At 32.2% G+C, this 24,492-nt stretch carries 27 protein-coding genes; 21 read left to right on the plus strand and 6 right to left on the minus strand.

Annotation, left to right across the window (positions count from 1 at the left end; genetic code table 11):
- The first annotated feature begins 69 nt into the window (after nt 1-69).
- Complete coding sequence (locus tag ACO6VN_RS04170; protein WP_016999679.1) at nt 70-336, plus strand: phosphocarrier protein HPr; 267 nt, start codon at nt 70-72, stop codon at nt 334-336.
- Complete coding sequence (ptsP, locus tag ACO6VN_RS04175) at nt 336-2,048, plus strand: phosphoenolpyruvate--protein phosphotransferase (RefSeq protein WP_422404272.1); 1,713 nt, start codon at nt 336-338, stop codon at nt 2,046-2,048. Before ACO6VN_RS04170 ends, ptsP begins: the two co-directional genes overlap by 1 nt.
- A 69-nt stretch (nt 2,049-2,117) precedes the next feature.
- Here ptsP and ACO6VN_RS04180 read toward each other — a convergent pair whose 3' ends face one another.
- Both ACO6VN_RS04180 and ACO6VN_RS04185 read right to left on the minus strand, forming a co-directional pair.
- Complete coding sequence (locus ACO6VN_RS04180) at nt 2,118-2,879, minus strand: metallophosphoesterase (RefSeq protein WP_016999681.1); 762 nt, start codon at nt 2,877-2,879, stop codon at nt 2,118-2,120.
- Nucleotides 2,876-3,109: a glutaredoxin family protein gene (locus tag ACO6VN_RS04185; RefSeq protein WP_422404273.1), complete on the minus strand. Its 234-nt coding sequence runs from the start codon at nt 3,107-3,109 to the stop codon at nt 2,876-2,878. The genes ACO6VN_RS04180 and ACO6VN_RS04185 overlap by 4 nt, the downstream gene beginning before the upstream one ends.
- Before the next feature lie 184 nt (nt 3,110-3,293).
- On the opposite strand from ACO6VN_RS04185, the gene ACO6VN_RS04190 reads away from it, so the two are divergent.
- From ACO6VN_RS04190 to ACO6VN_RS04200, 3 genes are read left to right on the plus strand one after another with little or no spacing between them, the layout of a single operon-like run.
- On the plus strand, nt 3,294-4,640 hold the full coding sequence (locus ACO6VN_RS04190; RefSeq protein ID WP_016999683.1) for a cytochrome ubiquinol oxidase subunit I: 1,347 nt from the start codon (nt 3,294-3,296) through the stop codon (nt 4,638-4,640).
- Nucleotides 4,640-5,656 carry a cytochrome d ubiquinol oxidase subunit II gene (locus ACO6VN_RS04195; protein ID WP_016999684.1) on the plus strand — a complete coding sequence of 339 codons (1,017 nt, stop codon included), beginning with the start codon at nt 4,640-4,642 and terminating at the stop codon, nt 5,654-5,656. Before ACO6VN_RS04190 ends, ACO6VN_RS04195 begins: the two co-directional genes overlap by 1 nt.
- Before the next feature lie 26 nt (nt 5,657-5,682).
- The gene (locus ACO6VN_RS04200) at nt 5,683-6,345 is read left to right on the plus strand and encodes a potassium channel family protein (protein WP_016999685.1); all 663 of its coding nucleotides are present in this window, start codon (nt 5,683-5,685) and stop codon (nt 6,343-6,345) included.
- A gap of 455 nt (nt 6,346-6,800) precedes the next feature.
- Here the strand turns inward: ACO6VN_RS04200 and rnjA are convergent, their stop codons facing one another.
- Nucleotides 6,801-8,474, minus strand: coding sequence for a ribonuclease J1 (rnjA, locus tag ACO6VN_RS04205; RefSeq protein WP_064204124.1), 1,674 nt, complete (start codon nt 8,472-8,474; stop codon nt 6,801-6,803).
- The gene (locus ACO6VN_RS04210) at nt 8,475-8,687 is read right to left on the minus strand and encodes a DNA-dependent RNA polymerase subunit epsilon (RefSeq protein WP_064204123.1); all 213 of its coding nucleotides are present in this window, start codon (nt 8,685-8,687) and stop codon (nt 8,475-8,477) included. It lies immediately after the preceding gene.
- 232 nt (nt 8,688-8,919) lie between these two features.
- On the opposite strand from ACO6VN_RS04210, the gene ACO6VN_RS04215 reads away from it, so the two are divergent.
- Nucleotides 8,920-9,699: a Cof-type HAD-IIB family hydrolase gene (locus tag ACO6VN_RS04215; protein WP_064204122.1), complete on the plus strand. Its 780-nt coding sequence runs from the start codon at nt 8,920-8,922 to the stop codon at nt 9,697-9,699.
- A 12-nt stretch (nt 9,700-9,711) separates the two neighbouring features.
- Nucleotides 9,712-9,984: a hypothetical protein gene (locus ACO6VN_RS04220; protein WP_064204121.1), complete on the plus strand. Its 273-nt coding sequence runs from the start codon at nt 9,712-9,714 to the stop codon at nt 9,982-9,984.
- 75 nt (nt 9,985-10,059) lie between these two features.
- On the opposite strand, the gene def is transcribed toward ACO6VN_RS04220, so the two are convergent.
- A complete protein-coding gene (gene def, locus ACO6VN_RS04225; RefSeq protein WP_064204134.1) occupies nt 10,060-10,614 on the minus strand; it encodes a peptide deformylase in 555 nt (184 codons plus the stop codon).
- Between the two features lie 120 nt (nt 10,615-10,734).
- Between def and ACO6VN_RS04230 the strand changes: the two genes are divergently transcribed.
- The 13 genes from ACO6VN_RS04230 (at nt 10,735) to ACO6VN_RS04290 (ending at nt 22,825) form a co-directional block, all read left to right on the plus strand.
- Nucleotides 10,735-11,367, plus strand: coding sequence for a YkyA family protein (locus tag ACO6VN_RS04230; protein WP_422404274.1), 633 nt, complete (start codon nt 10,735-10,737; stop codon nt 11,365-11,367).
- Between the two features lie 163 nt (nt 11,368-11,530).
- Nucleotides 11,531-12,643: a pyruvate dehydrogenase (acetyl-transferring) E1 component subunit alpha gene (pdhA, locus tag ACO6VN_RS04235; RefSeq protein WP_064204119.1), complete on the plus strand. Its 1,113-nt coding sequence runs from the start codon at nt 11,531-11,533 to the stop codon at nt 12,641-12,643.
- A 3-nt stretch (nt 12,644-12,646) separates the two neighbouring features.
- A complete protein-coding gene (locus ACO6VN_RS04240; protein WP_064211626.1) occupies nt 12,647-13,624 on the plus strand; it encodes an alpha-ketoacid dehydrogenase subunit beta in 978 nt (325 codons plus the stop codon).
- A gap of 42 nt (nt 13,625-13,666) precedes the next feature.
- Nucleotides 13,667-14,953 (plus strand): dihydrolipoamide acetyltransferase family protein, encoded by a 1,287-nt coding sequence (locus ACO6VN_RS04245; RefSeq protein ID WP_422404275.1) that lies wholly within the window; start codon nt 13,667-13,669, stop codon nt 14,951-14,953.
- A gap of 2 nt (nt 14,954-14,955) precedes the next feature.
- Nucleotides 14,956-16,362, plus strand: coding sequence for a dihydrolipoyl dehydrogenase (gene lpdA, locus ACO6VN_RS04250; RefSeq protein WP_064204116.1), 1,407 nt, complete (start codon nt 14,956-14,958; stop codon nt 16,360-16,362).
- A 65-nt stretch (nt 16,363-16,427) separates the two neighbouring features.
- Nucleotides 16,428-16,700, plus strand: coding sequence for a UPF0223 family protein (locus ACO6VN_RS04255; protein ID WP_194200872.1), 273 nt, complete (start codon nt 16,428-16,430; stop codon nt 16,698-16,700).
- 115 nt (nt 16,701-16,815) lie between these two features.
- Complete coding sequence (locus tag ACO6VN_RS04260) at nt 16,816-17,358, plus strand: helix-turn-helix domain-containing protein (protein WP_194200871.1); 543 nt, start codon at nt 16,816-16,818, stop codon at nt 17,356-17,358.
- Between the two features lie 11 nt (nt 17,359-17,369).
- Nucleotides 17,370-18,467 (plus strand): ABC transporter ATP-binding protein, encoded by a 1,098-nt coding sequence (locus tag ACO6VN_RS04265; RefSeq protein WP_064204113.1) that lies wholly within the window; start codon nt 17,370-17,372, stop codon nt 18,465-18,467.
- The gene (locus ACO6VN_RS04270) at nt 18,460-19,263 is read left to right on the plus strand and encodes an ABC transporter permease (RefSeq protein WP_194200870.1); all 804 of its coding nucleotides are present in this window, start codon (nt 18,460-18,462) and stop codon (nt 19,261-19,263) included. Before ACO6VN_RS04265 ends, ACO6VN_RS04270 begins: the two co-directional genes overlap by 8 nt.
- A gap of 2 nt (nt 19,264-19,265) precedes the next feature.
- Nucleotides 19,266-20,078, plus strand: coding sequence for an ABC transporter permease (locus ACO6VN_RS04275; RefSeq protein WP_064204111.1), 813 nt, complete (start codon nt 19,266-19,268; stop codon nt 20,076-20,078).
- Nucleotides 20,075-21,148 (plus strand): ABC transporter substrate-binding protein, encoded by a 1,074-nt coding sequence (locus tag ACO6VN_RS04280; protein WP_216683109.1) that lies wholly within the window; start codon nt 20,075-20,077, stop codon nt 21,146-21,148. The genes ACO6VN_RS04275 and ACO6VN_RS04280 overlap by 4 nt, the downstream gene beginning before the upstream one ends.
- 81 nt (nt 21,149-21,229) lie before the next feature.
- Nucleotides 21,230-22,213: a DUF4064 domain-containing protein gene (locus tag ACO6VN_RS04285; RefSeq protein ID WP_422404276.1), complete on the plus strand. Its 984-nt coding sequence runs from the start codon at nt 21,230-21,232 to the stop codon at nt 22,211-22,213.
- 54 nt (nt 22,214-22,267) lie between these two features.
- A complete protein-coding gene (locus ACO6VN_RS04290; RefSeq protein WP_064204108.1) occupies nt 22,268-22,825 on the plus strand; it encodes a DUF4064 domain-containing protein in 558 nt (185 codons plus the stop codon).
- A gap of 110 nt (nt 22,826-22,935) precedes the next feature.
- Here ACO6VN_RS04290 and ACO6VN_RS04295 read toward each other — a convergent pair whose 3' ends face one another.
- On the minus strand, nt 22,936-23,547 hold the full coding sequence (locus ACO6VN_RS04295) for a YktB family protein (RefSeq protein WP_422404277.1): 612 nt from the start codon (nt 23,545-23,547) through the stop codon (nt 22,936-22,938).
- 106 nt (nt 23,548-23,653) lie between these two features.
- Between ACO6VN_RS04295 and ACO6VN_RS04300 the strand changes: the two genes are divergently transcribed.
- Nucleotides 23,654-24,478, plus strand: coding sequence for an inositol monophosphatase family protein (locus tag ACO6VN_RS04300; RefSeq protein WP_064204106.1), 825 nt, complete (start codon nt 23,654-23,656; stop codon nt 24,476-24,478).
- Nucleotides 24,479-24,492 lie beyond the last annotated feature (14 nt).

Here is a 24,492-nt window from a genome sequence, read left to right on the forward strand (position 1 = left end):
TTCTTTATTCGTATAGATAAAATTTGATTTTATACAAATTAAATAATGGCTTTAGAAGGAGACAATAAAATGGAACAAAAATCTTACGTAATTATTGACGAAACGGGTATTCATGCAAGACCAGCTACTATGTTAGTTCAAACTGCATCTAAATTTGATTCAGATGTTCAATTAGAATATAACGCTAAAAAAGTTAACTTAAAATCAATCATGGGTGTAATGAGCCTTGGTGTTGGTAAAGACGCTGAAATTACTATCTACGCTGAGGGTAGTGATGAGAAAGAAGCGATCGAAGCTATTACAGACGTATTATCTAAAGAAGGTTTAACAAAATAATGTCTGAAATATTAAAAGGTATAGCTGCATCTGATGGTGTAGCTATTAGTAAAGCTTATTTACTAGTTGAACCTGATTTATCATTTTCAAGTGAAAATATCAGCGATGTAGACGGCGAAGTTGAAAAGTTTAAAGCTGCTGTGAATCAATCAAAAGTTGAACTAACTCAAATTCGTAATAATGCTGAAAAGCAACTTGGTGCTGATAAAGCTGCAATTTTCGATGCACATTTATTAGTGTTAGAAGATCCAGAGTTATTAAATCCAATTGAAGAAAATATACGCAATAATAAAGTGAACGCTCCAACTGCATTACAAGAAGTATCTAATAATTTCATTAGTATTTTTGAAAATATGGATAATGAGTACATGAAAGAGCGCGCTGCAGATATACGAGACGTATCTAAACGTATATTAGCTCATATTTTAGGAGTAGAATTACCGAATCCTAGTATGATTAATGAAAGCGTTATTATTGTAGGGGAAGATTTAACACCATCTGATACAGCACAACTTAACAAAGAGTTTGTTAAAGGTTTTGCTACAAATATTGGTGGAAGAACTTCGCACTCTGCAATTATGAGTCGTTCTTTAGAAATACCTGCAGTTGTAGGTACAAAAGATATAACTGACCGTGTTAAACATGGTGATAGCTTAATCATTGACGGATTAACTGGAGACGTAATCATTGATCCTAGCGAAGATGAAGTTCTTGCTTATGAACAAAAGCAAAAAGACTTTTTTGCTGAAAAACAAGAGCTTGCTAAGCTAGTAAATGATGATTCAGTTTCTAAAGATGGTGTTCATGTTGAACTTGCTGCTAATATTGGAACACCGAATGATTTAGAAGGTGTTAAAAATAACGGTGCACAAGGTATCGGCTTATATCGTACTGAATTCTTATACATGGGAAGAGACAATATGCCTTCAGAAGATGAACAATTTGAAGCATATAGCAAAGTATTAAAAGAAATGGATGGCAAACGTGTTGTCGTACGTACTTTAGACATTGGTGGAGATAAAGAATTATCTTATTTAAACTTGCCTAAAGAAATGAATCCATTCTTAGGATACAGAGCTATTCGCCTATGTTTAGATCAAACAGATATCTTTAGAACACAATTAAGAGCATTATTACGTGCATCTGAATATGGAAAGTTAAACATCATGTTCCCAATGATTGCAACTATCCAAGAATTCAGAGATGCTAAAGCAATCTTACTTGAAGAGAAAGAAAAATTAGTTTCTGAAGGTGTTAAAGTTGATGATGATATCGAAGTAGGTATCATGGTAGAAATACCAGCAACTGCAGCATTAGCTGATATCTTTGCTAAAGAAGTAGATTTCTTTAGTATCGGAACTAATGATTTAATTCAATATACTATGGCTGCTGACCGTATGTCAGAACGCGTTTCGTATTTATACCAACCATATAACCCAGCAATTCTTCGCTTAATTAAGCAAGTAATTGAAGCTTCACATAAAGAAGGTAAATGGGCTGGTATGTGTGGTGAAATGGCTGGCGATAACACAGCTGTTCCATTATTACTTGGATTAGGTCTAGATGAGTTCTCTATGAGCGCAACAAGTATCTTAAAAGCTAGAAAACAAATAAAAGAATTAGACCAAAAAGAAATGCAAGAATTAGCTAATCGAGCTATTAACTGTGCGACTTCTGAAGAAGTTGTAGAATTAGTTAATGAATTAGCATAAATTGAGTTTAATTTTATATATAAAGAGGGATTTCTTAATTATTAAGAAATCCCTCTTTATATATAAAAATTATTTTCCTTTTAAATAAAATATAGCAATTTCAGGATTGCAAAATACTCTAATAGGTAACCTAGTCATACCAATCCCTTTATTAACATAAAGATATTGTCTATGTCTAATTTGATATAGACCTTGCTTGTATTTCTTACCAAGTGCAGGTGTATGCAACGCACCGAATACAGGAAGTCGTATTTGTCCACCATGGGTGTGGCCAGATAAAACGAGATTTATATTTGGGTTGAGTAATCGAACTTTATCAGGTTCATGCATTAAACAAACTCTAAAATCAATATAATCATCTTTGTCATAAAATGAGTTACTAAAATTTGGTTGACCGAAACATAAATCATCAATGCCGTAAATAGAAAGATTGCCAGCACAGGTTTTGACTACTTGTGTTTCATTTAATAAAACATTAAACCCTGAAAGTTTCATTATTTTTATAACAGTACTGATACTATTGGAACCATAGTCATGGTTTCCTGGAACAAAAAATTTGCCATATTTTGATTTAAGGGTTATGAATAAAGGTATAACTAGATAAGGGTCAAATTTAATTTTGCCGATATCATCAAAGCAATCACCAGTTAAACATATGATATCAGGTTGCATATTATTAATTTTGATCACAAGTTGGTGTAATGATTCTAAGCCAGAGTAATAACCAATATGCAAATCTGTTATATGGACAATTTTTAAGTTAGATTTGAGTTCAGTGTAAAACGTGTGCTTGAGCGTTACTATATCAGAAGTAGGGAAATTTATTTTCATTGTGTTATACCTAGTGCTTTATTAAATGATTCAATATCTACTTGGTAGAATACTTTATTATCAATTAAAACAGTTGGAGTCGAAAAACTATCTAAGTCGATAAGTTCTGATTTGTATTTTGAGTTTTTAATATTTTTTTCTGTATAGTCAATTTCATTTTGATCAAAGTACTGTTTTACAAATTGACAAGGTGGGCATTGATCTTGTGTATAAATTATGACGTTTTTCATTGAATTCACCTCTACTTTATATAGTCATATTATAATGATTTGTTAGCTTATTCAACGGATTAGCATAATGATGACATGAATTTGTCATGATTTGTTAAAACTTTTAGATTTTATTAAGTAATAATTTGTTGTATAATGAATTTAAATTGTGATATAAATCACATACGTTGAATGGAGGAATATTATGGATGCAGTAGTTGTAAGTCGTTTACTAACTGCAATGACATTAGGTTTTCATATTATATTTGCAACGATAGGTGTAGGTATACCGCTAATGTTTGCTATCGCAGAATTCATAGGGATTAAGAAAAATAATCCTATGTATATTGCAATGGCTAAACGATGGTCAAAAGGTTACACAATAACTGTAGCAGTCGGTGTAGTTACGGGAACAATTATCGGGCTACAATTATCATTATTATGGCCATCATTTATGCAGTTAGGTGGACAAGTTATTGCCCTTCCATTATTTATGGAAACATTTGCATTTTTCTTTGAAGCAATTTTCTTAAGTATTTATTTGTACACTTGGGATAGATTTAAAGGAAGATGGACACACTTTTTAATTAACTTACCAGTTATTATAGGTGGTACATTCTCAGCGTTTTTCATTACATCAGTGAACTCTTTCATGAATACGCCTGGAGGATTTGATTTTATCAACGGTAAATTGATGAATATTGATCCAGTTGCAGCTATGTTTAACGCTTCATTTGGAGTACGTTCATTTCACGTTGTAGCAACAGCGTTTATGACTGCCGCATTTATTTTAGCAAGTATAGCAGCTTATAGACTTATTAAAAATAAATTCATCGATGATAGAGAATATCATAAAAAAGCACTTAAATTAACAATGATAGTTGGTTTGGTTGCGAGTTTATTATCAATGCTTGCAGGGGATTTATCAGCTAAATTTTTACATGATGAACAACCTGAAAAATTAGCAGCTATGGAATGGCACTTTGAAAGTGAATCCAAGGCCGATTTAGTATTATTTGGTTATGTAGATGAGAAGAGCCAAGAAGTTAAAGGCGCTATTAAAATTCCTGGTGCTTTAAGTTTCTTATCTGATAATAACTTTAATACAGAAGTGAAAGGTTTAAATGACTTTAAGAGTGATGAAACACCACCACTCATTATACATTACTTCTTTGACTTAATGGTATTCTTTGGAGTTTATTGTTTTGTTGTATCAGCACTGTTTGTTGTTTTAAAATGGACGAAAAAATGGTCGCAATTTAACAAACCATTATTATACTTAACTGTGCTAACTGGACCACTAGCAATGCTAGCGATTGAATGTGGATGGTTCTTAGCAGAAATGGGTAGACAACCATGGATTTTAAGGGGCTATTTAAAAGTGGCACAAGCTGCTACAAACGCTGATGGTTTAAGTCTAGTGTTTATTGCTTTTGCTATACTTTATTTAGTACTCGGTATTTCATCAAGTTATGTATTAATCAGAATGTTTAGTCACAGTAAAGCAACAGATGATGTAAATAAAGTTATAGAAAGAAGGGGTGAAGTATAATGGATTATCAACACATAGGTGTCACAGTACTTTGGCTCTTCTTATATGGCTACATTGTTATCGGTGCAATTGATTTCGGGGCAGGATTCTTTTCTTTCCATGCGAAATTAACTAAACAAGATCATATTATAAATGGATTGATTTCCAGATATTTAAACCCTGTTTGGGAAGTTACAAATGTATTCTTCGTATTCTTCTTTGTAGGAATCGTTGGATTCTTCCCAGATTCAGCTTACTACTTTGGTTCAACATTATTGATACCAGGAAGTATAGCTCTAATATTATTAACAATTCGTGGTAGTTTCTACGCATTTGAAAACTACGGACAAGATAGTAAATTATCATGGTTGTTCTTGTATGGTGCTACTGGTTTGCTTATTCCGGCATCATTATCGACAATTTTAACAATTGCTGAAGGTGGATATATTAAAGAAACATCAAGTGGTGTTCACTTAGAATGGATGACACTATTATTAAGTCCTTATGCTTGGGCAGTAGTGTTCTTAGCTATTATCTCAGTACTCTATATCTCATCAGGTTTCTTAACGTACTATGCTAATAAAGCAAAAGATACTGAAGCTTATCATTTATTAAGACAATGGTTCTTAATTTGGGCACTTCCAATGATTATTATTTGTCAGTTTGTTTTCTTATCATTAAGACAACATAATGAAAGACACTTTACCAATGCGATTGAAAATTATTGGTGGTTATTTGCTTTAAGTATGGTATTCTTCATTATTGCTGTAGTATTGATATATCTTAAAAAGGCGCATGGTTTTGCATTTACGATGATTCTGTTACAATTTGGAACAGCATTCTTTGGATATGGCTTAAGTAAATTACCTTATATACTTGAACCATATATTAATATTGATAAAGCTGTCGTAAATGAACAAATGGCGCTTATGTTAGTCATAGCATTTATTTTAGGTTTACTTTTACTAGTTCCATCGCTTATATTATTATTAAGATTGTTTATCTTTGATGCAGATTACGTTAAAGGTAAAAAATAATTTCAGGATAAGTATGGAGGCGTATCATGAGTAAAGAATATGTAGTAATTGGCTTAGGGCGTTTTGGTGGTAGTATTGTTAGAGAATTAAACGCGCTAGATATGGATGTAATGGCCATTGACTCAGATGAAGCTAGAGTGAATGAATTTAGTGATATTGCCACACATGCTGTTATAGCAGATACAACTGACGAAGCGGTTATGAAAAGTTTAGGTATACGTAACTTTGATCATGTCATTGTAGCGATAGGTGAGAATATACAGGCAAGTACTTTAACAACGTTAATTCTTAAAGAGTTGGGTGTAAAGAAAGTAACAGCTAAAGCTCAAAATGATTATCATGCGAAAATTTTGAATAAAATTGGTGCAGATACCGTAGTACATCCAGAAAGAGATATGGGTAGAAGAATTGCACATAACGTTGCAAGCGCATCTGTATTAGATTATTTAGAGTTATCGGATGAATATTCAATTGTTGAAATAAAAGCAGGAGAAAAGCTTGCAGGTAATTCTATACTGGAATTGGATGTCCGAGCTAATTACGGCATTAATATAATAGCTGTAAAAAGAGGTAAAGACATTATTGTAGCACCAGATCCAAATGAAAGTATTGAATTTAATGATATTTTAATTGTTATCGGACACGACAATGATTTAAATCGTTTTGAAAAGAAATTAGTAAATGAATAATACAAAATAAGGGAGTGGGACAGAAATCTCATTTTATTAAAAAGATTTCGTAGTCCCACCCCGGCAAGGATGACTAGGTATGAAAAAAGCTTGTTATAAGCGCATTTTCATACCAGTCATATACTGCCAATACAAAAAGAGAGTCTGGGACAATTATTTATGTCCCAGACTCTTATTTTTAAATTTTACCCTAAACACATATGATACATTACTCTAACGTGCAAGAAATTTGAGACAAGCCCATTACAATTTCTAACGAGCTAGTGATTATAAACAAGCCCGTTAGCGCGATATTTTCTATGATTTAATTTTATGTACTCAAATCTTTGTTAGTTATAACAAAAATAGAAGACTATATACTTTTTAAAACGAAATAAACAAACACCGCAATCCGAAAGAGAAATCAACGGATTGCGGTGTTTGACTTGAGAAAAGGGATTATATCCTATTCTCTATTATTTGATTTTCATAATGATTGGTAAAATCATTGGTTTACGAGCAGTTTTTTCGTATAAATACGGTTGTAACGCTTCTGTTATTGTTGCTTTAACATGATGCCATTCAACTTTATCATTATTATTTAATTTCTCAATTACTGACTTTTTAATTAATCGTTGTGCATCATAAATTAAATGACCAGATTCTCTCATGTATACAAAACCACGAGATATAATATCAGGACCAGAAAGCAATTGCTTTGTCTTAAAGTCAATGCTTACAACTACAATTACTAAACCTTCTTCTGATAATACTTTACGGTCTTTTATAACAACGTTGCCTATATCTCCAATTCCGCTTCCATCTACGAACACACTTCCAGAAGGTATGCGTCCTGCGTATCGTGCAGAATCTTTTGTAAGTGCTAATACATCACCGATTTCATATACAAATATATTATCAGGATCAACGCCACAGTTAACACCTGTTTCACTGTGTTTCTTAAGCATTCTATATTCACCATGAATCGGCATGAAATATTTCGGCTTAATTAAACGAAGCATTAATTTTTGTTCATCTTGAGAACCGTGTCCAGATGTATGAATATTCGACAACTTACCATGGATAACATCTGCTCCAGCTTTATAAAGCGCGTTTATTGTTCTGTTAACACTCTTTGTATTACCTGGAATAGGGGAAGAACTAAATACTACTGTATCATCAGGTATAATACTGATTTGTCTATGTGTGCCATTAGCTATTCTAGATAAAGCAGCCATTGGTTCACCTTGAGAACCTGTACATAAAATTAATATTTCATGCTTAGGCACAGTATTGATTTTATTAGGTTCAATAAATGTTTCAGGTGGTACTTTAATATATCCTAAATCAGTACCAATTTTAATGTTGTTCTCCATTGAACGACCGAATACTACAATTTTACGATTGTATTTAACGGCAGCTTCAACAGCTTGTTGTACACGATATATATTTGATGCGAAAGTCGCAAAAATAATTCTTCCTGTACATTTACGGAAAATCTCATCTACATTTTGTCCAACTTCTTTTTCACTTAGTGTAAAGTTAGGAACTTCAGAGTTAGTAGAATCTGAAAGTAAACAAAGTACGCCTTCTTCACCTAATTGAGCCATTTTAGCAATATTTGCTGGTTGTCCAACAGGTGTGAAATCAAATTTGAAGTCACCAGTATGAACAATTTTACCTTGAGGTGTATCAGCTATAATACCGTATGCTTCAGGTATACTATGTGTTGTTAAATAAAATGAGATTTTAAAGTGTTTAAATTCAAACACAGAGTCTTCAGTTATTTCATTGAGTTGTGCAGTTTTTAGTAAATGATGTTCTTCTAATTTATTTCTAATTAAACCTAAAGCTAATGGACCACTGTATATGGGAACATTAAATTGTTTAAGTAGATAAGGGACGCCACCAATATGGTCTTCGTGTCCATGTGTAATGAATAAAGCTTTTACTTTATGTTTGTTTTGTATTAAGTAAGTATAATCAGGTATCACGTAATCGATACCAAGCAAATCGTCATCTGGGAACTTAATACCAGCATCTATTACGATTATTTCATCTTGATATTCGAGGGCGTACGTGTTTTTACCTATTTCACCGAGTCCTCCCAGTGCATATACACCTACTTCATTTTTTTGGATGGGTTTCATTTAGATTTTCTCCACATTAAAATGTTCTGATTTTTGTTCATAATCTAAATGAGCGCCCTCTAATTTTTGGACAAATTCGATATTATAATTACGATCTGATAAATAACGTCTCACTTGTTCTTCTGTTTGTCCTTCGAAATACTTAGTTTGTGTACTTTCACGTACAATAACTTCACTTTTGTCTTCTTGATAAAATACTTTAAATATTGCCATATATATAATCCTCCTAGTTGATTAACATAAATAAAGCCCTAGTTTAAGGCTAGGGTTAGTCAATTTTTGAAATTTGAGTCCCGTTCATTTTGAGAGGTATTTAAATTAAATATATAAATACCTTTTTAATAAGTTCATTTTACATGATAATTAGATATAAATAAAGTTATTTAACTAAATCTTTCATATATACTCAGAATGGACTAGAATAGAACGGAGGAGGCGATGATAGTTGGAAAAGAAATTAATATTTCTAGATATAGATGGTACAATTTATGATGAAAATAAAGAAATACCTCAATCAACAATAACCGCAATAAAAAAATTAAAAGAAAAAGGTCACATAGTTGGAATTGCTACTGGACGCGCACCTTACATGTTTAAGCACGTAATTGAAGAAACTGATATTCAAACGTTTGTTTCATTAAATGGACAAATTGTTGTTCATGATGGAGAAGTAATAGGTAAATATCCATTGAATAAGGAAGAATTAACACAAATCGTTGAAAAAGCACACAAAAATAATCATCCTTTAGTTTTCTTTGGAGACACAAACGTATACGCAAGTGAAGAAAACAATCTTCATATTTCAGAAAGCTTAGGTACTTTGAAAATGGATTATCCACAATATCACAATACATATTATTTAGATCATCCAGTATATCAAGCGCTTATATTCCATACTGCTGATGAAGATTATAAATATGATAACCAATTTGAATCTTTAAAGTTTTATAGATGGCATACTTTAAGCAGAGACGTTGTACCTAACAATCGTTCTAAAGCAGAAGGCATTAAAGAGTTGAGTAAAGAGTTAGGATTTTCATTAAATGAAGTCGTAGCGTTTGGCGATGGACCGAACGATGTTGAAATGTTAACTGAAGTTGGTTGTGGAGTAGCTATGGGAAATGCTGTAGACGCTTTAAAAGAAGTTTGTGATTATGAAACTAAAAGTGTAGACGAGAATGGCATATACGATGCATGTGTGAAATTAGGATTGATAGATGAATAGGAAGTGAATGTTATGGATAAAGTTGAACGTATTATAAAAACTGTAAAAGCTGAAAAAAATAGATCAGATAAACATTTTAAAGGTATTGAATTTAATATTCGCCAAAATGAAGTTGTTATGATTTATAATTATGATGAAACAGTAAATAATGTAAAACAAGATCCACACTACATTCGACATAATAAAGATCCAGAGTGGTTGAATCTAGATGAATTAGAATTAATTCAAAAATCATTAAGAGAAGAAAATATTAAATTTATAGAACGTAGAGATGAATTTATGTAACTATAATTTAAAACTTAAAACTATGAAAAAGAGTCTGGGACATAAATAATTGTCCCAGACTCTCTTTTTGTATTGTTAATTAATTTCTACAGCATCGTCTACCACTTTAAATGGATCTTCTTCATTAATATAGTCATAGAACATTATGCCATTCAAATGGTCAATTTCATGTTGTAGGACAATTGCTGGATATCCTTTAAACCTTTTTTTGAATGGATTGCCTTCAATATCAAAAGCTTCTATCGTCACTTTAAAGTTTCTGTGCACTAATCCTGGTATAGATTCGTCAACACTTAAACAACCTTCACCGCCGTTTAAATATGCTTTTTGAACACTATGGCTCACAATTTTAGGGTTAATGAGTTGAAGTTCAAGTTTATTTCCTTTTCCATCATCTTGGATATAAACGGCTAACATTTTTTTAGAAACATTTATTTGAGGAGCTGCAAGACCAACTCCAGAGCGAAGTCCATATTTTTTTGCTAGTTCTTCATCTTGAGAATTTTTAAGGAATTCTAACATTTCGTTTAAAGTTTCTTGATCCTCTTTAGATACAGGTATTGCTACTTCATCGGCTTTTTTTCTAAGTGTTTCGTGGCCGTCACGTATAATATTTTCCATAGTTATCATTTTCATGCACCTTCCTCATATAAAATATATCAAAAATTCATCGTATTTACATCTAATATTAATTGTATAAATAAAAAAAACAGAGTAACATAAACATAGATTAGTAAGGAGGAAATACATATGATTGGCAAGAAAATCGGCGCATTAACTTTAACAGCCACTATGTTATTAACAGCTTGTGGTCAATCAACAGATTCATTAGAATCATTTTACAAAAAAATAGAAAAAGCAAATAAAAAAGAGAAGGTCATCGTAGATTTAAATGAAGAAATGACAAAAGCAGAAAAAGAAAAAGTATCTAAAATTGAAAAATTAAATAAAGCTAAAGGTGATGAATTTAAGTCTATTGCTGAAGAAATTACAAAAAGCGTTGATGATCGTGAAGCGATAATCGATAAAGAAGATAAAGCAATGAAAGATTCAAAAGAGATATTTGAAACATCCGAAAAAGACTATAAAGTGATAGAAGACGATGAACAGATAAAAGAAGCTAAAGATTTAAAAAATATCTTAGATAAAAAATATAAAACACATGAAGAAGTAATAAAAGGATATAAAGGTGTTCTAAAAGCAGAAAAAGAATTATTCGGTTATTTATCGAAAGATAAAGCAACACAACAAGGTGCAGATGAACGTTCGGAAAAATTAACTGAAGAAAATAAAAAAACAGAAAAAGTTGTTACAGATTATCAAAATCAATTAAAAAAAGTTCAACAAGAAAAACAAGATGTAGCACAGATTTTAAATAATTGATATGTATTAGTACAGTTGTTATGATGTTGTAATACAGACGTATAAAAGCCTTGAATCAAAGGCTTTTTATTATGTAAGTATTTTTTATTTAACAGTAAAACAGTTTTGTGTTAAACTAATTAAGAAATGATTATTTAATATAGGGAAAGGTATGGTGAATTGAATGGCTCCGAGAAAAAAAGCCCAATTCGATGCAGTAGCGACTTTAAATGAAATAGAGTCTAAGTTTGAAATGGTTCAAGTTTTAGATGAAGAAGGAAATGTCGTAAATAATGACTTATTACCGGACTTATCTGACGAAGAACTAGTTGAATTAATGGAAAGAATGGTATGGACTCGTGTCCTTGACCAACGTTCTATTTCTTTAAATAGACAAGGTCGTTTAGGTTTCTATGCACCAACAGCAGGACAAGAAGCTTCTCAATTAGCTTCACATTATGCATTAGAGAAAGAAGACTATGTACTTCCAGGTTACCGTGATGTACCTCAATTAATCTGGCATGGTTTACCATTAACTAAAGCGTTCTTATTCTCACGTGGACACTTTATTGGTAACCAATTCCCAGAAGGTGTGAACGCATTAAGTCCACAAATCATCATCGGTGCTCAGTTTATTCAAACAGCTGGTGTTGCATTAGGTCTTAAAAAACGCGGGAAGAAAAATGTAGCAATCACATATACTGGTGACGGTGGTTCATCACAAGGTGACTTCTATGAAGGTATTAACTTCGCATCTGCTTATAAAGCACCTGCTATCTTTGTAATTCAAAATAACAACTACGCGATTTCAACTCCACGTGATAAACAAACAGCAGCTAAGACATTAGCTCAAAAATCAGTGTCAGTTGGTATTCCAGGCGTATTAGTAGACGGAATGGATGCTTTAGCAGTTTATGCAATCACTAAAGAAGCGCGTGAACGTGCTGTTAACGGTGAAGGTCCAACATTAATCGAAACATTAACTTATCGTTATGGTCCACATACAATGGCTGGTGACGATCCAACACGTTACAGAACATCTGATGAAGATTCAGATTGGGAAAAGAAAGATCCATTAGTACGTTTCAGAAAATATCTTGAAGCTAAAAACTTATGGTCTGAAGAAAAAGAAAACGAAGTAATGGAAAAAGCAAAAGAAGAAATTAAAACAGCTATTAAAGAGGCAGATAATACGCCTAAACAAAAAGTTACTGATTTAATGGAAATTATGTACGATGAAATGCCTCAAAACTTGGCTGAACAATATGAAATTTACAAAGAGAAGGAGTCGAAGTAAGTCATGGCACAAATGACAATGATTCAAGCGATTAACAATGCGCTTCAAAACGAATTAAAAAGAGACGAAGATGTTTTATTATTCGGTGAAGACGTTGGTGTAAACGGCGGTGTATTCCGTGCTACAGAAGGTTTACAAAAAGAATTCGGCGAAGATCGTGTATTTGATACACCACTAGCAGAATCAGGTATTGGTGGTTTAGCTTTAGGTTTAACGCTTGAAGGTTACCGTCCTGTCATGGAAATCCAATTCTTTGGTTTCGTATTTGAGGTTATGGACTCAATCGCTGGACAAATTGCACGTCACCGTTTCCGTTCAGGTGATTCAAAAGCTGCACCTGTAACTATCCGCGCACCATTCGGTGGAGGTGTTCACACTCCAGAATTACACGCAGATAACTTAGAAGGTTTAATGGCACAATCACCAGGTTTGAAAGTAATCATTCCTTCAAACCCATATGATGCTAAAGGATTATTAATTTCAGCTATTCGTAGTGACGACCCTGTCGTTTACTTAGAACACATGAAATTATATCGTTCATTCCGTGAAGAAGTACCTGAAGAAGAGTACGAAGTAGAAATCGGTAAAGCGAAAGTAAAACGTGAAGGTACAGATTTAACTATTGTTACTTACGGTGCAATGGTTCAAGAATCTCTTAAAGCAGCAGAAGATTTAGAAAAAGACGGTTATTCAGTAGAAGTAATCGACTTAATCACTGTTCAACCTATCGATGTTGAAACAATCGTAAAATCAGTTGAAAAAACTAACCGTGTTATCATCGTTCAAGAAGCTCAAAAACAAGCTGGCGTTGGTGCTACTGTAGTTGCTGAGATTTCTGAAAGAGCAGTTCTATCATTAGAGGCTCCAATTGCACGTGTAGCAGCTCCTGATACTATTTACCCATTCACACAAGCTGAAGGTGTTTGGTTACCAAACAAAAAAGATATCGTAGCACAAGCTAAAGAAACATTAGAATTTTAATTTGTACTAAAAATACAGATTTATATTTAGGAGGAAAAAATCTTGTCATTTGAATTTAAATTACCAGATATCGGTGAAGGTATCCACGAAGGTGAAATTGTAAAATGGTTTGTTAAAGCAGGCGACGAAATTCAAGAAGACGATGTATTATGTGAAGTTCAAAATGATAAATCAGTCGTAGAAATTCCATCACCTGTTTCAGGTAAAGTAGAAGAAGTTATGGTCGAAGAAGGAACTGTTTCTGTTGTTGGTGACACAATTGTTAAAATTGATGCTCCTGACGCTGAAGGTATTCAGTTCAAAGGTCATGATGACGACGAAGAACCTAAACAAGAAGGAAAAGCAGAAGAAACTAAAGAAGAATCTGCTCAAGAAAGTGAAAAATCTGAAGAAGTTGACGATTCTAAACGCGTAATCGCAATGCCTTCTGTTCGTAAATTTGCACGTGACAACGATGTAAATATTAAAGCAGTTTCAGGTTCAGGTAAAAATGGACGTATCTTAAAAGAAGATGTTGAAGCATACTTAAATGGCGGAAGCACTTCAGAACAAGGTACAACAGAAGAAGCTCAATCAGCTTCAACTGAAGATACTGCAACACAAACTGCACAAGTACCAGAAGGTGCTTACCCAGAAACTCGTGAGAAAATACCTGCTATGCGTAAAGCAATTGCAAAAGCAATGGTTAACTCTAAACAAACAGCTCCTCATGTAACATTAATGGATGAAATTGATGTACAAGAACTATGGGATCACCGTAAAAAATTCAAAGAAGTTGCTGCGGAACAAGGTACTAAATTAACATTCTTACCATATGTTGTTAAAGCATTAGTATCAGCACTTAAGAAATACCCAGCATTAAATACTGAATTTGATGAAGAAAATGGTGAAATTGTTCATAAACATTACTATAATATAGGTATAGCTGCAGATACTGATCGCGGTTTATTAGTACCAGTAGTTAAAAATGCTGATCATAAATCAATGTTCCAAATTTCAGATGAAATTAACGAATTAGCTGTAAAAGCACGTGATGGTAAATTACAAGCTAATGAAATGAAAGGCGCAACTTGTACAATCAGTAATATCGGTTCAGCTGGTGGACAATGGTTCACTCCTGTAATCAATCACCCTGAAGTAGCGATTTTAGGTATTGGCCGTATAGCTCAAAAACCTATCGTTAAAGATGGAGAAATTGTTGCAGCACCTGTGTTATCATTATCATTAAGCTTTGACCACAGACAAATTGATGGTGCTACTGGTCAAAACGCAATGAACCATATTAAGAGATTATTAAATAATCCAGAATTATTATTAATGGAGGGGTAAAAATGGTAGTTGGAGATTTTCCTATTGAAACAGATACTATTGTAATTGGAGCAGGTCCTGGTGGTTACGTTGCAGCAATTCGTGCAGCGCAACTTGGACAAAAAGTAACAATCGTTGAAAAAGGCGAATTAGGTGGCGTTTGTTTAAACGTTGGTTGTATTCCATCTAAAGCTTTATTATCAGCGTCTCACCGTTTCCATAATGCACAACATTCAGAAGATATGGGTGTAATTGCAGAAAAAGTAGCATTAAACTTTGACAAAGTTCAAGAATTCAAAAACGGCGTAGTTAATAAATTAACTGGCGGAGTTGCTGGATTATTAAAAGGTAACAAAGTTGAAGTTGTAAAAGGTGAAGCATACTTCGTAGATGAAAATAACTTAAAAGTTATGACTGAAAAAGCTTCTCAAACTTATACTTTCAAAAATGCAATTATCGCAACAGGTTCTCGTCCAATTGAAATTCCTAATTTCAAATTTGGTGAACGTGTTATCGATTCAAGTGGTGCATTAGCGCTTAAAGATGTTCCTAAAAAATTAGTTGTAGTTGGTGGCGGATATATCGGTTCTGAACTTGGTACAGCTTTCGCTAACTTCGGTTCTGAAGTTACAATTCTTGAAGGTGCAAAAGACATCTTAGGCGGATTCGAAAAACAAATGACTCAAATCGTTAAAAAAGGTCTTAAAGCTAAAGGCGTTGATATCGTAACTGAAGCAATGGCTAAATCTGCTGAAGAGACTGATAATGGCGTGAAAGTTACGTATGAAGCTGGTGGAGAAACAAAAGAAATCGAAGCTGATTATGTATTAGTAACTGTAGGACGTCGTCCAAATACTGACGAATTAGGTCTAGAAGAATTAGGCTTGAAAATGAGTGATCGCGGACTAGTTGAAGTAGACGATCAAACTCGTACATCAGTTGAAAATATCTTTGCAATTGGTGACATCGTAGCTGGTCCTCCACTTGCTCATAAAGCAAGTTATGAAGCTAAAGTAGCTGCTGAAGCTATTTCTGGTGAAAAATCAGCTGTTGATTACTTAGGTATTCCAGCAGTATGTTTCACTGAGCCAGAACTAGCTACTGTAGGTCATACAGAAGCTAGTGCTAAAGAAGAAGGTTTAGAAGTTAAAGCTTCTAAATTCCCATTTGCTGCAAATGGCCGTGCTTTAGCACTAAACGAAACAAATGGATTTGTTAAGTTAGTAACATTAAAAGAAAATGGATTATTAGTAGGTGCTCAAGTAGCAGGTGCTAATGCTTCAGATGTTATTGCTGAACTTGGATTAGCAATAGAAAGTGGAATGACTGCAGAAGACATTTCATTAACTATTCATGCTCACCCAACATTAGGTGAAATTTCTATGGAAGCTGCGGAAGTAGCACTAGGTACGCCTGTCCATACTTTATAATATTTGACAATACTAAAGAATCACTGTTAACGCAGTGATTCTTTTTTTATAAGGAGATTAATAATATGGAATATAGTTATCCAATTGATGTTGATTGGTCACAAGAAGAAATATTGCAAGTCGTTGAATTTTTTAATCATATCGAAGATGCTTACGAATCAAGTACTAATAGAGAATCATTTGAACAAGCATACAAAAACTTTAAGAAAGTTGTTCCTGGTAAAGCAGATGAAAACAACATGTATAAAGAATTCAAACAAGCGAGTGGCTATGATGGATACAAAGCAGTAAAAGCTTTAAAAGATAGTACTACTGAAACAAGTATCACAATTAAATAAATTTTCTCATCCCCCAAAAAAGTGTTGAAGTATAAAATAATTTCTGTTATTTTATTAAAGGTACTAAACTTATTGTTTAGTAAAAGTAAACATACAACTCTTTTTTGGGGGATTTATGAATATAGGAGAAAAACTTAAAAATTTAAGATATCAAAAGAACTTAACTCAAGAAGAATTAGGTGAAAGAACAGATTTATCAAAGGGATATATCTCACAATTAGAAAGAAATTTATCATCGCCATCTATGGAAACATTTTTAAATATATTAGATGTATTAGGTGTTGAACCAAGCGAGTTTTTCAATGAAAAGCTATATCAAGCTCGTATACATTATCCCGCAAAAGAGCAAACTTTATATGACGAATATGATGAAGGATACAAAATTAATTGGTTAGTCCCAGATTCCAATGAATTTGAAATGGAACCAGTCATTATAACGCTTAAAGGTGGGTGTCGATATAAATCATTCTCACCATCTTCGTCAGAAACTTTTGCCTATGTTAAAAAGGGTAGCATTACTTTGAAAATTGGGAAAAGAAAATATAAAGCTAAAAAAGGTGAATGTTTTTACTTTAAAGCTCATGAAGTTCATCAATTTTTCAATGAAACTGAGAAAGATGCTGAAGTACTAATTGTGGCTACAGAATCTTATTTATAGGAGGGGAAACAATGTCAAAATCAATTATTAAGTTTGAAAACATCTATAAAAATTTTAATAATACCCATGTATTAAACGATGTTAGTTTTGAAATAGAAGAAGGTAGGTTTTACACTCTATTAGGCCCTTCAGGTTGTGGCAAAACAACTATTTTAAAACTTATTGCTGGATTTGAAACACCGACAAGTGGAAACATATATTTTAATGATAAAATCATTAATCAAATTCCTGCAAATAATAGAAAAGTAAATACAGTATTTCAAGATTACGCATTGTTTCCTCATTTAAATGTTTTTGAAAATGTAGCTTTTGGATTAAAAATAAAAAAATTAAACAAAAAAGATATACAACATAAAGTGATAGAAGCATTGAAATTAGTGAAACTAGAAGGATATGAACAAAGAAAAATATCAGAAATGAGTGGCGGACAAAAACAACGTGTAGCAATTGCTCGCGCTATAGCAAATGAACCTGAAATTATATTGTTAGATGAACCTTTATCTGCATTAGATTTAAAACTGCGTACCGAAATGCAATATGAATTGCGTGAATTACAGCAAAGGCTAGGTATTACATTTATATTTGTAACGCATGATCAAGAAGAAGCTTTAGCAATGAGCGATTATATTTTTGTAATGAAAGATGGAAAGATTGAACAAAGTGGCACACCAGTTGATATATACGATGAACCGGTAAATAAATTCGTAGCAGATTTCATCGGTGAATCTAATATCGTAAGTGGCATCATGAAACGAGATTATGAAGTAGAAATGTATGGTATTACCTATGAATGTGTAGATGCTGGATTTGAGCCAGATGCTAAAGTAGATGTCGTAATACGCCCGGAAGACATAAGCATCAAATCTCCCAGTGAAGGTAGAGTATCTGCAGTAGTAGACTCACAGCTATTTAGAGGCGTGCATTATGAAATTTGTTGCTATGATGAACAAGGTAACGAATGGATTATACAAACGACTAAAAAGGCAGTAATCGGTGAAACAGTAGGATTAGATTTTGATTCTGAATCTATTCATATAATGCTACCTGGTGAAACAGAAGAAGAATTTGATCGTCGGATAGAAAGCTACGAGGATGATGTTCATGCATAAAATAAAATCATTTTTACTCGTACCTTATATGATTTGGATTATTTTATTTATCATCGTTCCAATTGCCATGATATTTTATGCTTCTTTACTCGATATTTATGGCCATTTTTCATTAGAGAATTATACGAATTTCTTTACAAGTAGCTATTTAAAAATGACTTTAAGTTCAGTATGGTATGCTATTTTGATTACATTCTTTTGTTTGTTAGTGAGCTATCCGTTAGCGTTAGCTTTAAAAAGTGCTAGACATAAAGAAATATTATTATTGCTTATCATTTTACCAACATGGATTAATCTATTATTAAAAACATATGCTTTTATCGGTATTTTTAGCCATGATGGATTATTAAATAAAATGTTGAATATATTTCATGTGCCTTCTACTGATTTATTATTTACGAGCACAGCGTTTATTATTGTATCGGTATACATTTATATTCCATTTATGCTATTACCTATATTTAATGCTATGGAAGAAATACCAGAAAATCTAATTCAAGCTTCAAGAGATTTAGGTGCTAATCACATTACAACTTTTAGAAAGGTCATTATGCCTTTAACTTATGAAGGTGTTAAAACAGGTATACAAATCACATTTATTCCTGCACTTTCATTATTTATGATTACAAGATTAATTGCAGGTAATAAAGTAGTTAACCTTGGTACAGCAATTCAAGAACAATTTTTAGTTACTCAAAACTATGGGATGGGTTCTACAATTGCAGTGTTTTTAATATTGGCGATGGCTTTTATTTTAATTATTACGAAATCTAAATCAGAGAATAAGGAGGTATAGAAATGAAATTATCAGGAAAAATCTATTTCACAATTATTATGATTTTTCTATACTTACCTATTTTCTTTTTAATTTTTTATTCTTTTAATAGCGCAGGAAATATGACACATTTTAAAGGTTTTACATTTGATCACTATACTTCAGTATTTCAAAATAAACGGTTACTTGTAATTATAGTTAACACGATAGCTGTAGCATTACTTGCAGCTAGTATTTCTACATTGATTGGAATTTGCGGTGCTATCGGTATTTATTATATGAGAAACAAGAAACTTAAAGTGGGGTTATTAACATTAAATAATATCCTTATGGTAAGTTCAGACGTTGTTATTGGTTCTTCTTTCTTATTATTATTTACAGTTATTGGTCATTTTACTGGTATGGGGTTAGGCTTTTGGTCGGTGTTAATATCGCATATCGCATTTTGTGTACCAATTGTTGTATTACTTGTTCTACCTAAACTATATGATATGAATCCGTCCATGATTAACGCTGCCAAAGACTTAGGTGCAACATCTTGGCAAACACTCATAAAAGTAATTATTCCTCATATATTACCAGGGGCAATAGGTGGATTCTTTATGGCATTAACATATTCATTAGATGACTTTACAGTGAGTTTCTTTGTAACTGGAAGCGGCTTTAGTGTATTATCAGTCGAAGTTTATTCTATGGCGAGAAAAGGTATTACGATGGAAATTAATGCGATTTCAACATTGTTGTTCTTATTAGTTATGTTTATCATAGTAGGTTATTACTTCATAAAAAGAAGTCAACAACAAAGGATAAGTAAAAAGGGAGGAATTATGAGATGAAACAATTAATGCAATTATTAGCCATCTCATTATTTGTTGGTGCACTATTAATCCTTTCAACAAAATTAATCGATCCTCCTCCTTCAAATGGGAAAAAAGATGTACTCTATGTATATAATTGGGGTGAGTATATAGATCCAGAACTAACTAAGAAATTTGAACAAGAAACAGGGATTAAAGTTGTTTATGAAACTTTTGATTCGAATGAAGCGATGATGGCTAAAATCAAAAACGGCGGTACTGCATACGATGTTGCTGTACCAAGTGAATATACTGTTCAAAAAATGAAAAAAGAACATTTATTATATCAAATTGATCATGAGAAAATTCCCAATATGAAAAATTTAGATAAAGATTTTATGGATTTACCATTTGACCCAGACAATAAATATTCTATCCCTTATTTTTGGGGAACTGTAGGTATACTGTATAATCCAGAAAAAACAAAAGGTTTAGATTTCACGAGTTGGGATACATTGTGGAACAAACGACTTAAAGATGATGTTTTAATTGTTGATGGCGCAAGAGAAGGTATTGGATTTGCGCTTAATAGTATGAATGAAAGCCTAAATGAAACCGATGAGAAAAAATTACAAAAAGCACAAGATAAATTGGTTCAATTAGCACCAAATGTTAGAGGTGTTGTTGGCGATGAAATCAACACCATGATGGGCCAAAATGAAACAGATGTTGCTGTAGTATGGAGCGGAATGGCTGCTGATATAATGAATAAAAATGAAAAATTAGATTTTGTTGTACCTGAAGAAGGTTCCAATTTATGGTTTGATAACTTAGTTATTCCTAAAACAGCTCAAAATGTTGAAGGTGCTCATAAGTTTATTAACTTCTTGCTTGAAGAAGAAGTAGGTAAACAAAATGCTGAGTGGGTTGGTTATGCTACTCCAAATAAAGCATCTTATGAATTATTAGATAAAAATATTAGAGAAGATGAAAGATTTTATCCTGACTCTAAAGTAAGGAATAAATTAGAAGTTTATAAAGATTTAGGTAAAGAAAACATAGCAAAATACAACGAAGCATTTTTAAAATTCAAAATGTCATTAAATTAATATTTAAAAAGGTCTTTGTGAGAAACAATGGCCTTTTTTTGATATAATTAAAACCAATTCATTGTAGAGGAGGAAAATATAATGAATTCATATGTAGAACATGTGAGACAGCCTGTAGGAAGAGGCGCTGAGAAATTTTTCGGTTGGTTTGCATGGATTATTACATTAGGCGTAACGGCTTTATCATTATTTGCAGCTTTAGTCGTTTTAAATAATCCTACAAATATAAATAGACTTGAAACTTTGATAGAACAATTAAACATTAATATAACATCTAATGGACAAATACTGACATCTAGCCAGATAGCATTGAATATCCAAAATGGAATATGGTTATTCATTATTTATTTGATTATCGTTTTAATATTTTCATTTATAGGTTTAGTACTTATGAGATGGAGAATATTCTCTGCACTAGTATTCTTATTACTTTCAGTTGTAACACTGCCATTATTTATTGTATTAGTTCCGTTATTCTTCTTTATTACGAGTATTCTATTATTTATTAGAAAAGATAAAATCTTACCAGTAGAAGGTATGAGAAGACCTGAACCGATGTACAATGAACCGATAAAACAACCAGAAGAAAGAAAATCTATACCACCACAAGAACCTGTACAACCAAAAAGACAAGAAAAACAGCTAGAAACAGAACCGGAAATTAATGAGAATGAAGCACAAGATTCTGGTAATGATGAAATATTGTCTCGTACTAGAAAACATCAAAAAAATAAACGTTTTAAAGAGCCAGTTGCTGAAGAAGAAAAAACAGAGACAACAGAGACTGATGCAACAGAAAGTGAAGAAAAAGACGTTGATGCAGTTGATGAAAATGGAGAAATCGGTCAAAGATCAGATGATCCGTATAGCTATCAAACTACGCAACCCGATGATTATCAAGTTACATCAGGGGTAAGTAAGAAAGAGAAAAAACCAAAAAAAGTTAAACCTAATGCCACTATTGAACGTAGAAAAAATTATGAAAAAAGAATGGAACAACAAAGAAAACAAACAAAAGCAGTACAAGAAGCGGAAGAACTAAATAAAAATGATAATAAGGGTTGAATATTATAAATATCATTGAGATAATAATATTTGACAAATTTTAGGAGGCAAATAATGAAAAGAACAGTAGAGTATACTTTAATGATTATTAGCGCAGTAGTATCATTAATAGGTATAATATTTGGTTTTGTTTTTAAATCCCTTGTAAATTCTCCGGATTTTGTAAACCAATTTAAATCAGAATTTGAAAATACTTATAATGAGCAAGTTGAACAAGCTGGAGGTACAGCACAAAATATTTCAGCTGAGCAAGCATTAGATACATTTGCAAGCGTATCAAATTATGGTTTAATCGTATTAGCTATTAGCTTAATTTTAACAATTGTAGCTATTATTTTTATTAAGAAACAAAGAATATTATCAGGAGTATTAGCTATCGTGGCAGGACTATTATCTATATTCACTCTTAACATTATTTCTTTCTTATTATTAATTATCGCAGCGATTATGTTATTCGTTAGGAAAAATAAATCTAATCAACAATTTGAAGATGTGAATTTTCAAAATGATGTAAATGATAATGAAAATAATTTAAATTCTAATCAAAATCAACAAACATTTGATGAACAACAAAATAAAAAGAACAAAGATGATGATCCATATATTTATTAATAACTGATATATAATCATATAGAATGAGTTGTTCTTAAGTTTAAAAGAAATCAGGTTGAGACATTATAATGTCTCAACCTGATTTTATTATATATACAGTTGTAGTATGATTAGCTATAAAACTTTATTAATTCATCAAATGTTTCATCTAAAAATTCTGTAAATGCTTTATCAGTTTTAAGTATTTCGGATTGTGGATCCAAAGTTCTAGCTACAAAGAATTCTGCTTTTTTAATTTCTTTTAAACGTTTGATATGATGTTTTATATCATCAGTTGATAGTTCACTTATAGGTGTCTTATCAATTTTATAGTGGTCAAAGCATAGTGAATAATCTTTTGGTAATGATTCTAATAAATTTATGTTTTTATTTAAGAATTCAGCCATTAAACCTTTATCTTTATTCTCATGCATTACACCAAACATGATGAATAATTGTGATTCAAATAGACCTATTTGAAAATGAGGTAGCATCTTATAGCCTCGTTGGTTTGTAGCAAAAGCAACCCATGTGTCTTTAGGCGGGTTAACAGTTCTACGTGCATGCTTAGCCACGTGGTAGAAAAACTCATCACCTGTTTGTTCTGTTAAGTATTTACTATATCTTTCCCCTAAAGCATTTAATTGCGGTCTTACTTGTTCATCTAGTGCAGCCATTCTATTTTCTAAGCCTTCAACACTAAAAACTTTAAAATCTTTTTGTTTAAACGTATACTTAGTCATAGTTGTCCTCCTTATAACGGTAATACTATATACATATTTTATCATAATTCTATTTGAATATATAAAGAACAATGCTAATATAAAAAATAAATTAGGGGGTATTGTGATGGAAATTTATAAATTTGCATATCAAATTATTAAAGAAGCTGGAAGACACATCAGAGAAACAATTGATGAAGAATTAGAAATAGAAACAAAATCAAACCCAAACGATCTCGTCACAAACATGGATAAAGAAACTGAGGAGCGTTTGTTTAATAATATAAAAGCCACTTACCCTGAACATTTTATATTAGGTGAGGAAGGTCACGGTAAAGATATTGAAAATACAAAAGGTGTATTGTGGATTATGGATCCAATAGATGGCACTTTAAATTTTGTACATCAAAAAGAAAACTTTGCGATTTCAATAGGTATATATATTGATGGTAAAAAATACGCAGGTTTTGTATATGACGTAATGAATGATAAAATGTATCATGCATTAGTAGGTAAAGGGGCATGGCAAAACGACAAGCAACTTAAGCAGATAGAAAATACTGAATTGAAATCAAGTTTGATTTCAACAAACCCTCTATGGCTGACGAAAGAAAAGTTGTCTAAAATTTATATGCCAATTATAGATGAAGCTAGAAGCACACGTGCCTATGGATCAGCTGCTTTAGACTTTGTGCATGTAGCAAGAGGTATTACAAGTGCTTATTTAACAATGAGATTACACCCTTGGGATTTTGCTGGCGGATTAATTATTGCAGAAGAGGTAGGGGCAGTGGTAACAAACTTGCTAGGACAATCATTAAATATTTTAGAAGCTAATTCAATTGTGGTCGGAAATAAACAAATACATGATGAATTACTGACTCAATATTTCTTACCACATAAAGCATTACTAGAAGAAATTCATACGGAAAGATTTAAGAAAAATGGCTAAAAAAAAGATGCGAA

This window comes from Mammaliicoccus sp. JADD-157 (genome assembly GCF_049310805.1).
In the GTDB taxonomy this organism is placed as follows: domain Bacteria; phylum Bacillota; class Bacilli; order Staphylococcales; family Staphylococcaceae; genus Mammaliicoccus; species Mammaliicoccus lentus.

Coding starts and splice junctions, on each gene's coding strand:
- ACO6VN_RS04255 (WP_194200872.1), top strand. CDS start 16,428: ATGGAATATAGTTATCCAATTGATGTTGATTGGTCACAAGAAGAAATA.
- ACO6VN_RS04185 (WP_422404273.1), bottom strand. CDS start 3,109: ATGAAAAACGTCATAATTTATACACAAGATCAATGCCCACCTTGTCAA.
- ACO6VN_RS04195 (WP_016999684.1), top strand. CDS start 4,640: ATGGATTATCAACACATAGGTGTCACAGTACTTTGGCTCTTCTTATAT.
- ACO6VN_RS04280 (WP_216683109.1), top strand. CDS start 20,075: ATGAAACAATTAATGCAATTATTAGCCATCTCATTATTTGTTGGTGCA.
- ptsP (WP_422404272.1), top strand. CDS start 336: ATGTCTGAAATATTAAAAGGTATAGCTGCATCTGATGGTGTAGCTATT.
- ACO6VN_RS04285 (WP_422404276.1), top strand. CDS start 21,230: ATGAATTCATATGTAGAACATGTGAGACAGCCTGTAGGAAGAGGCGCT.
- ACO6VN_RS04170 (WP_016999679.1), top strand. CDS start 70: ATGGAACAAAAATCTTACGTAATTATTGACGAAACGGGTATTCATGCA.
- ACO6VN_RS04260 (WP_194200871.1), top strand. CDS start 16,816: ATGAATATAGGAGAAAAACTTAAAAATTTAAGATATCAAAAGAACTTA.
- ACO6VN_RS04210 (WP_064204123.1), bottom strand. CDS start 8,687: ATGGCAATATTTAAAGTATTTTATCAAGAAGACAAAAGTGAAGTTATT.
- ACO6VN_RS04180 (WP_016999681.1), bottom strand. CDS start 2,879: ATGAAAATAAATTTCCCTACTTCTGATATAGTAACGCTCAAGCACACG.
- pdhA (WP_064204119.1), top strand. CDS start 11,531: ATGGCTCCGAGAAAAAAAGCCCAATTCGATGCAGTAGCGACTTTAAAT.
- ACO6VN_RS04220 (WP_064204121.1), top strand. CDS start 9,712: ATGGATAAAGTTGAACGTATTATAAAAACTGTAAAAGCTGAAAAAAAT.
- ACO6VN_RS04190 (WP_016999683.1), top strand. CDS start 3,294: ATGGATGCAGTAGTTGTAAGTCGTTTACTAACTGCAATGACATTAGGT.
- lpdA (WP_064204116.1), top strand. CDS start 14,956: ATGGTAGTTGGAGATTTTCCTATTGAAACAGATACTATTGTAATTGGA.
- ACO6VN_RS04265 (WP_064204113.1), top strand. CDS start 17,370: ATGTCAAAATCAATTATTAAGTTTGAAAACATCTATAAAAATTTTAAT.
- ACO6VN_RS04240 (WP_064211626.1), top strand. CDS start 12,647: ATGGCACAAATGACAATGATTCAAGCGATTAACAATGCGCTTCAAAAC.
- rnjA (WP_064204124.1), bottom strand. CDS start 8,474: ATGAAACCCATCCAAAAAAATGAAGTAGGTGTATATGCACTGGGAGGA.
- ACO6VN_RS04275 (WP_064204111.1), top strand. CDS start 19,266: ATGAAATTATCAGGAAAAATCTATTTCACAATTATTATGATTTTTCTA.
- ACO6VN_RS04230 (WP_422404274.1), top strand. CDS start 10,735: ATGATTGGCAAGAAAATCGGCGCATTAACTTTAACAGCCACTATGTTA.
- ACO6VN_RS04200 (WP_016999685.1), top strand. CDS start 5,683: ATGAGTAAAGAATATGTAGTAATTGGCTTAGGGCGTTTTGGTGGTAGT.
- ACO6VN_RS04290 (WP_064204108.1), top strand. CDS start 22,268: ATGAAAAGAACAGTAGAGTATACTTTAATGATTATTAGCGCAGTAGTA.
- ACO6VN_RS04300 (WP_064204106.1), top strand. CDS start 23,654: ATGGAAATTTATAAATTTGCATATCAAATTATTAAAGAAGCTGGAAGA.
- ACO6VN_RS04295 (WP_422404277.1), bottom strand. CDS start 23,547: ATGACTAAGTATACGTTTAAACAAAAAGATTTTAAAGTTTTTAGTGTT.
- ACO6VN_RS04270 (WP_194200870.1), top strand. CDS start 18,460: ATGCATAAAATAAAATCATTTTTACTCGTACCTTATATGATTTGGATT.
- def (WP_064204134.1), bottom strand. CDS start 10,614: ATGATAACTATGGAAAATATTATACGTGACGGCCACGAAACACTTAGA.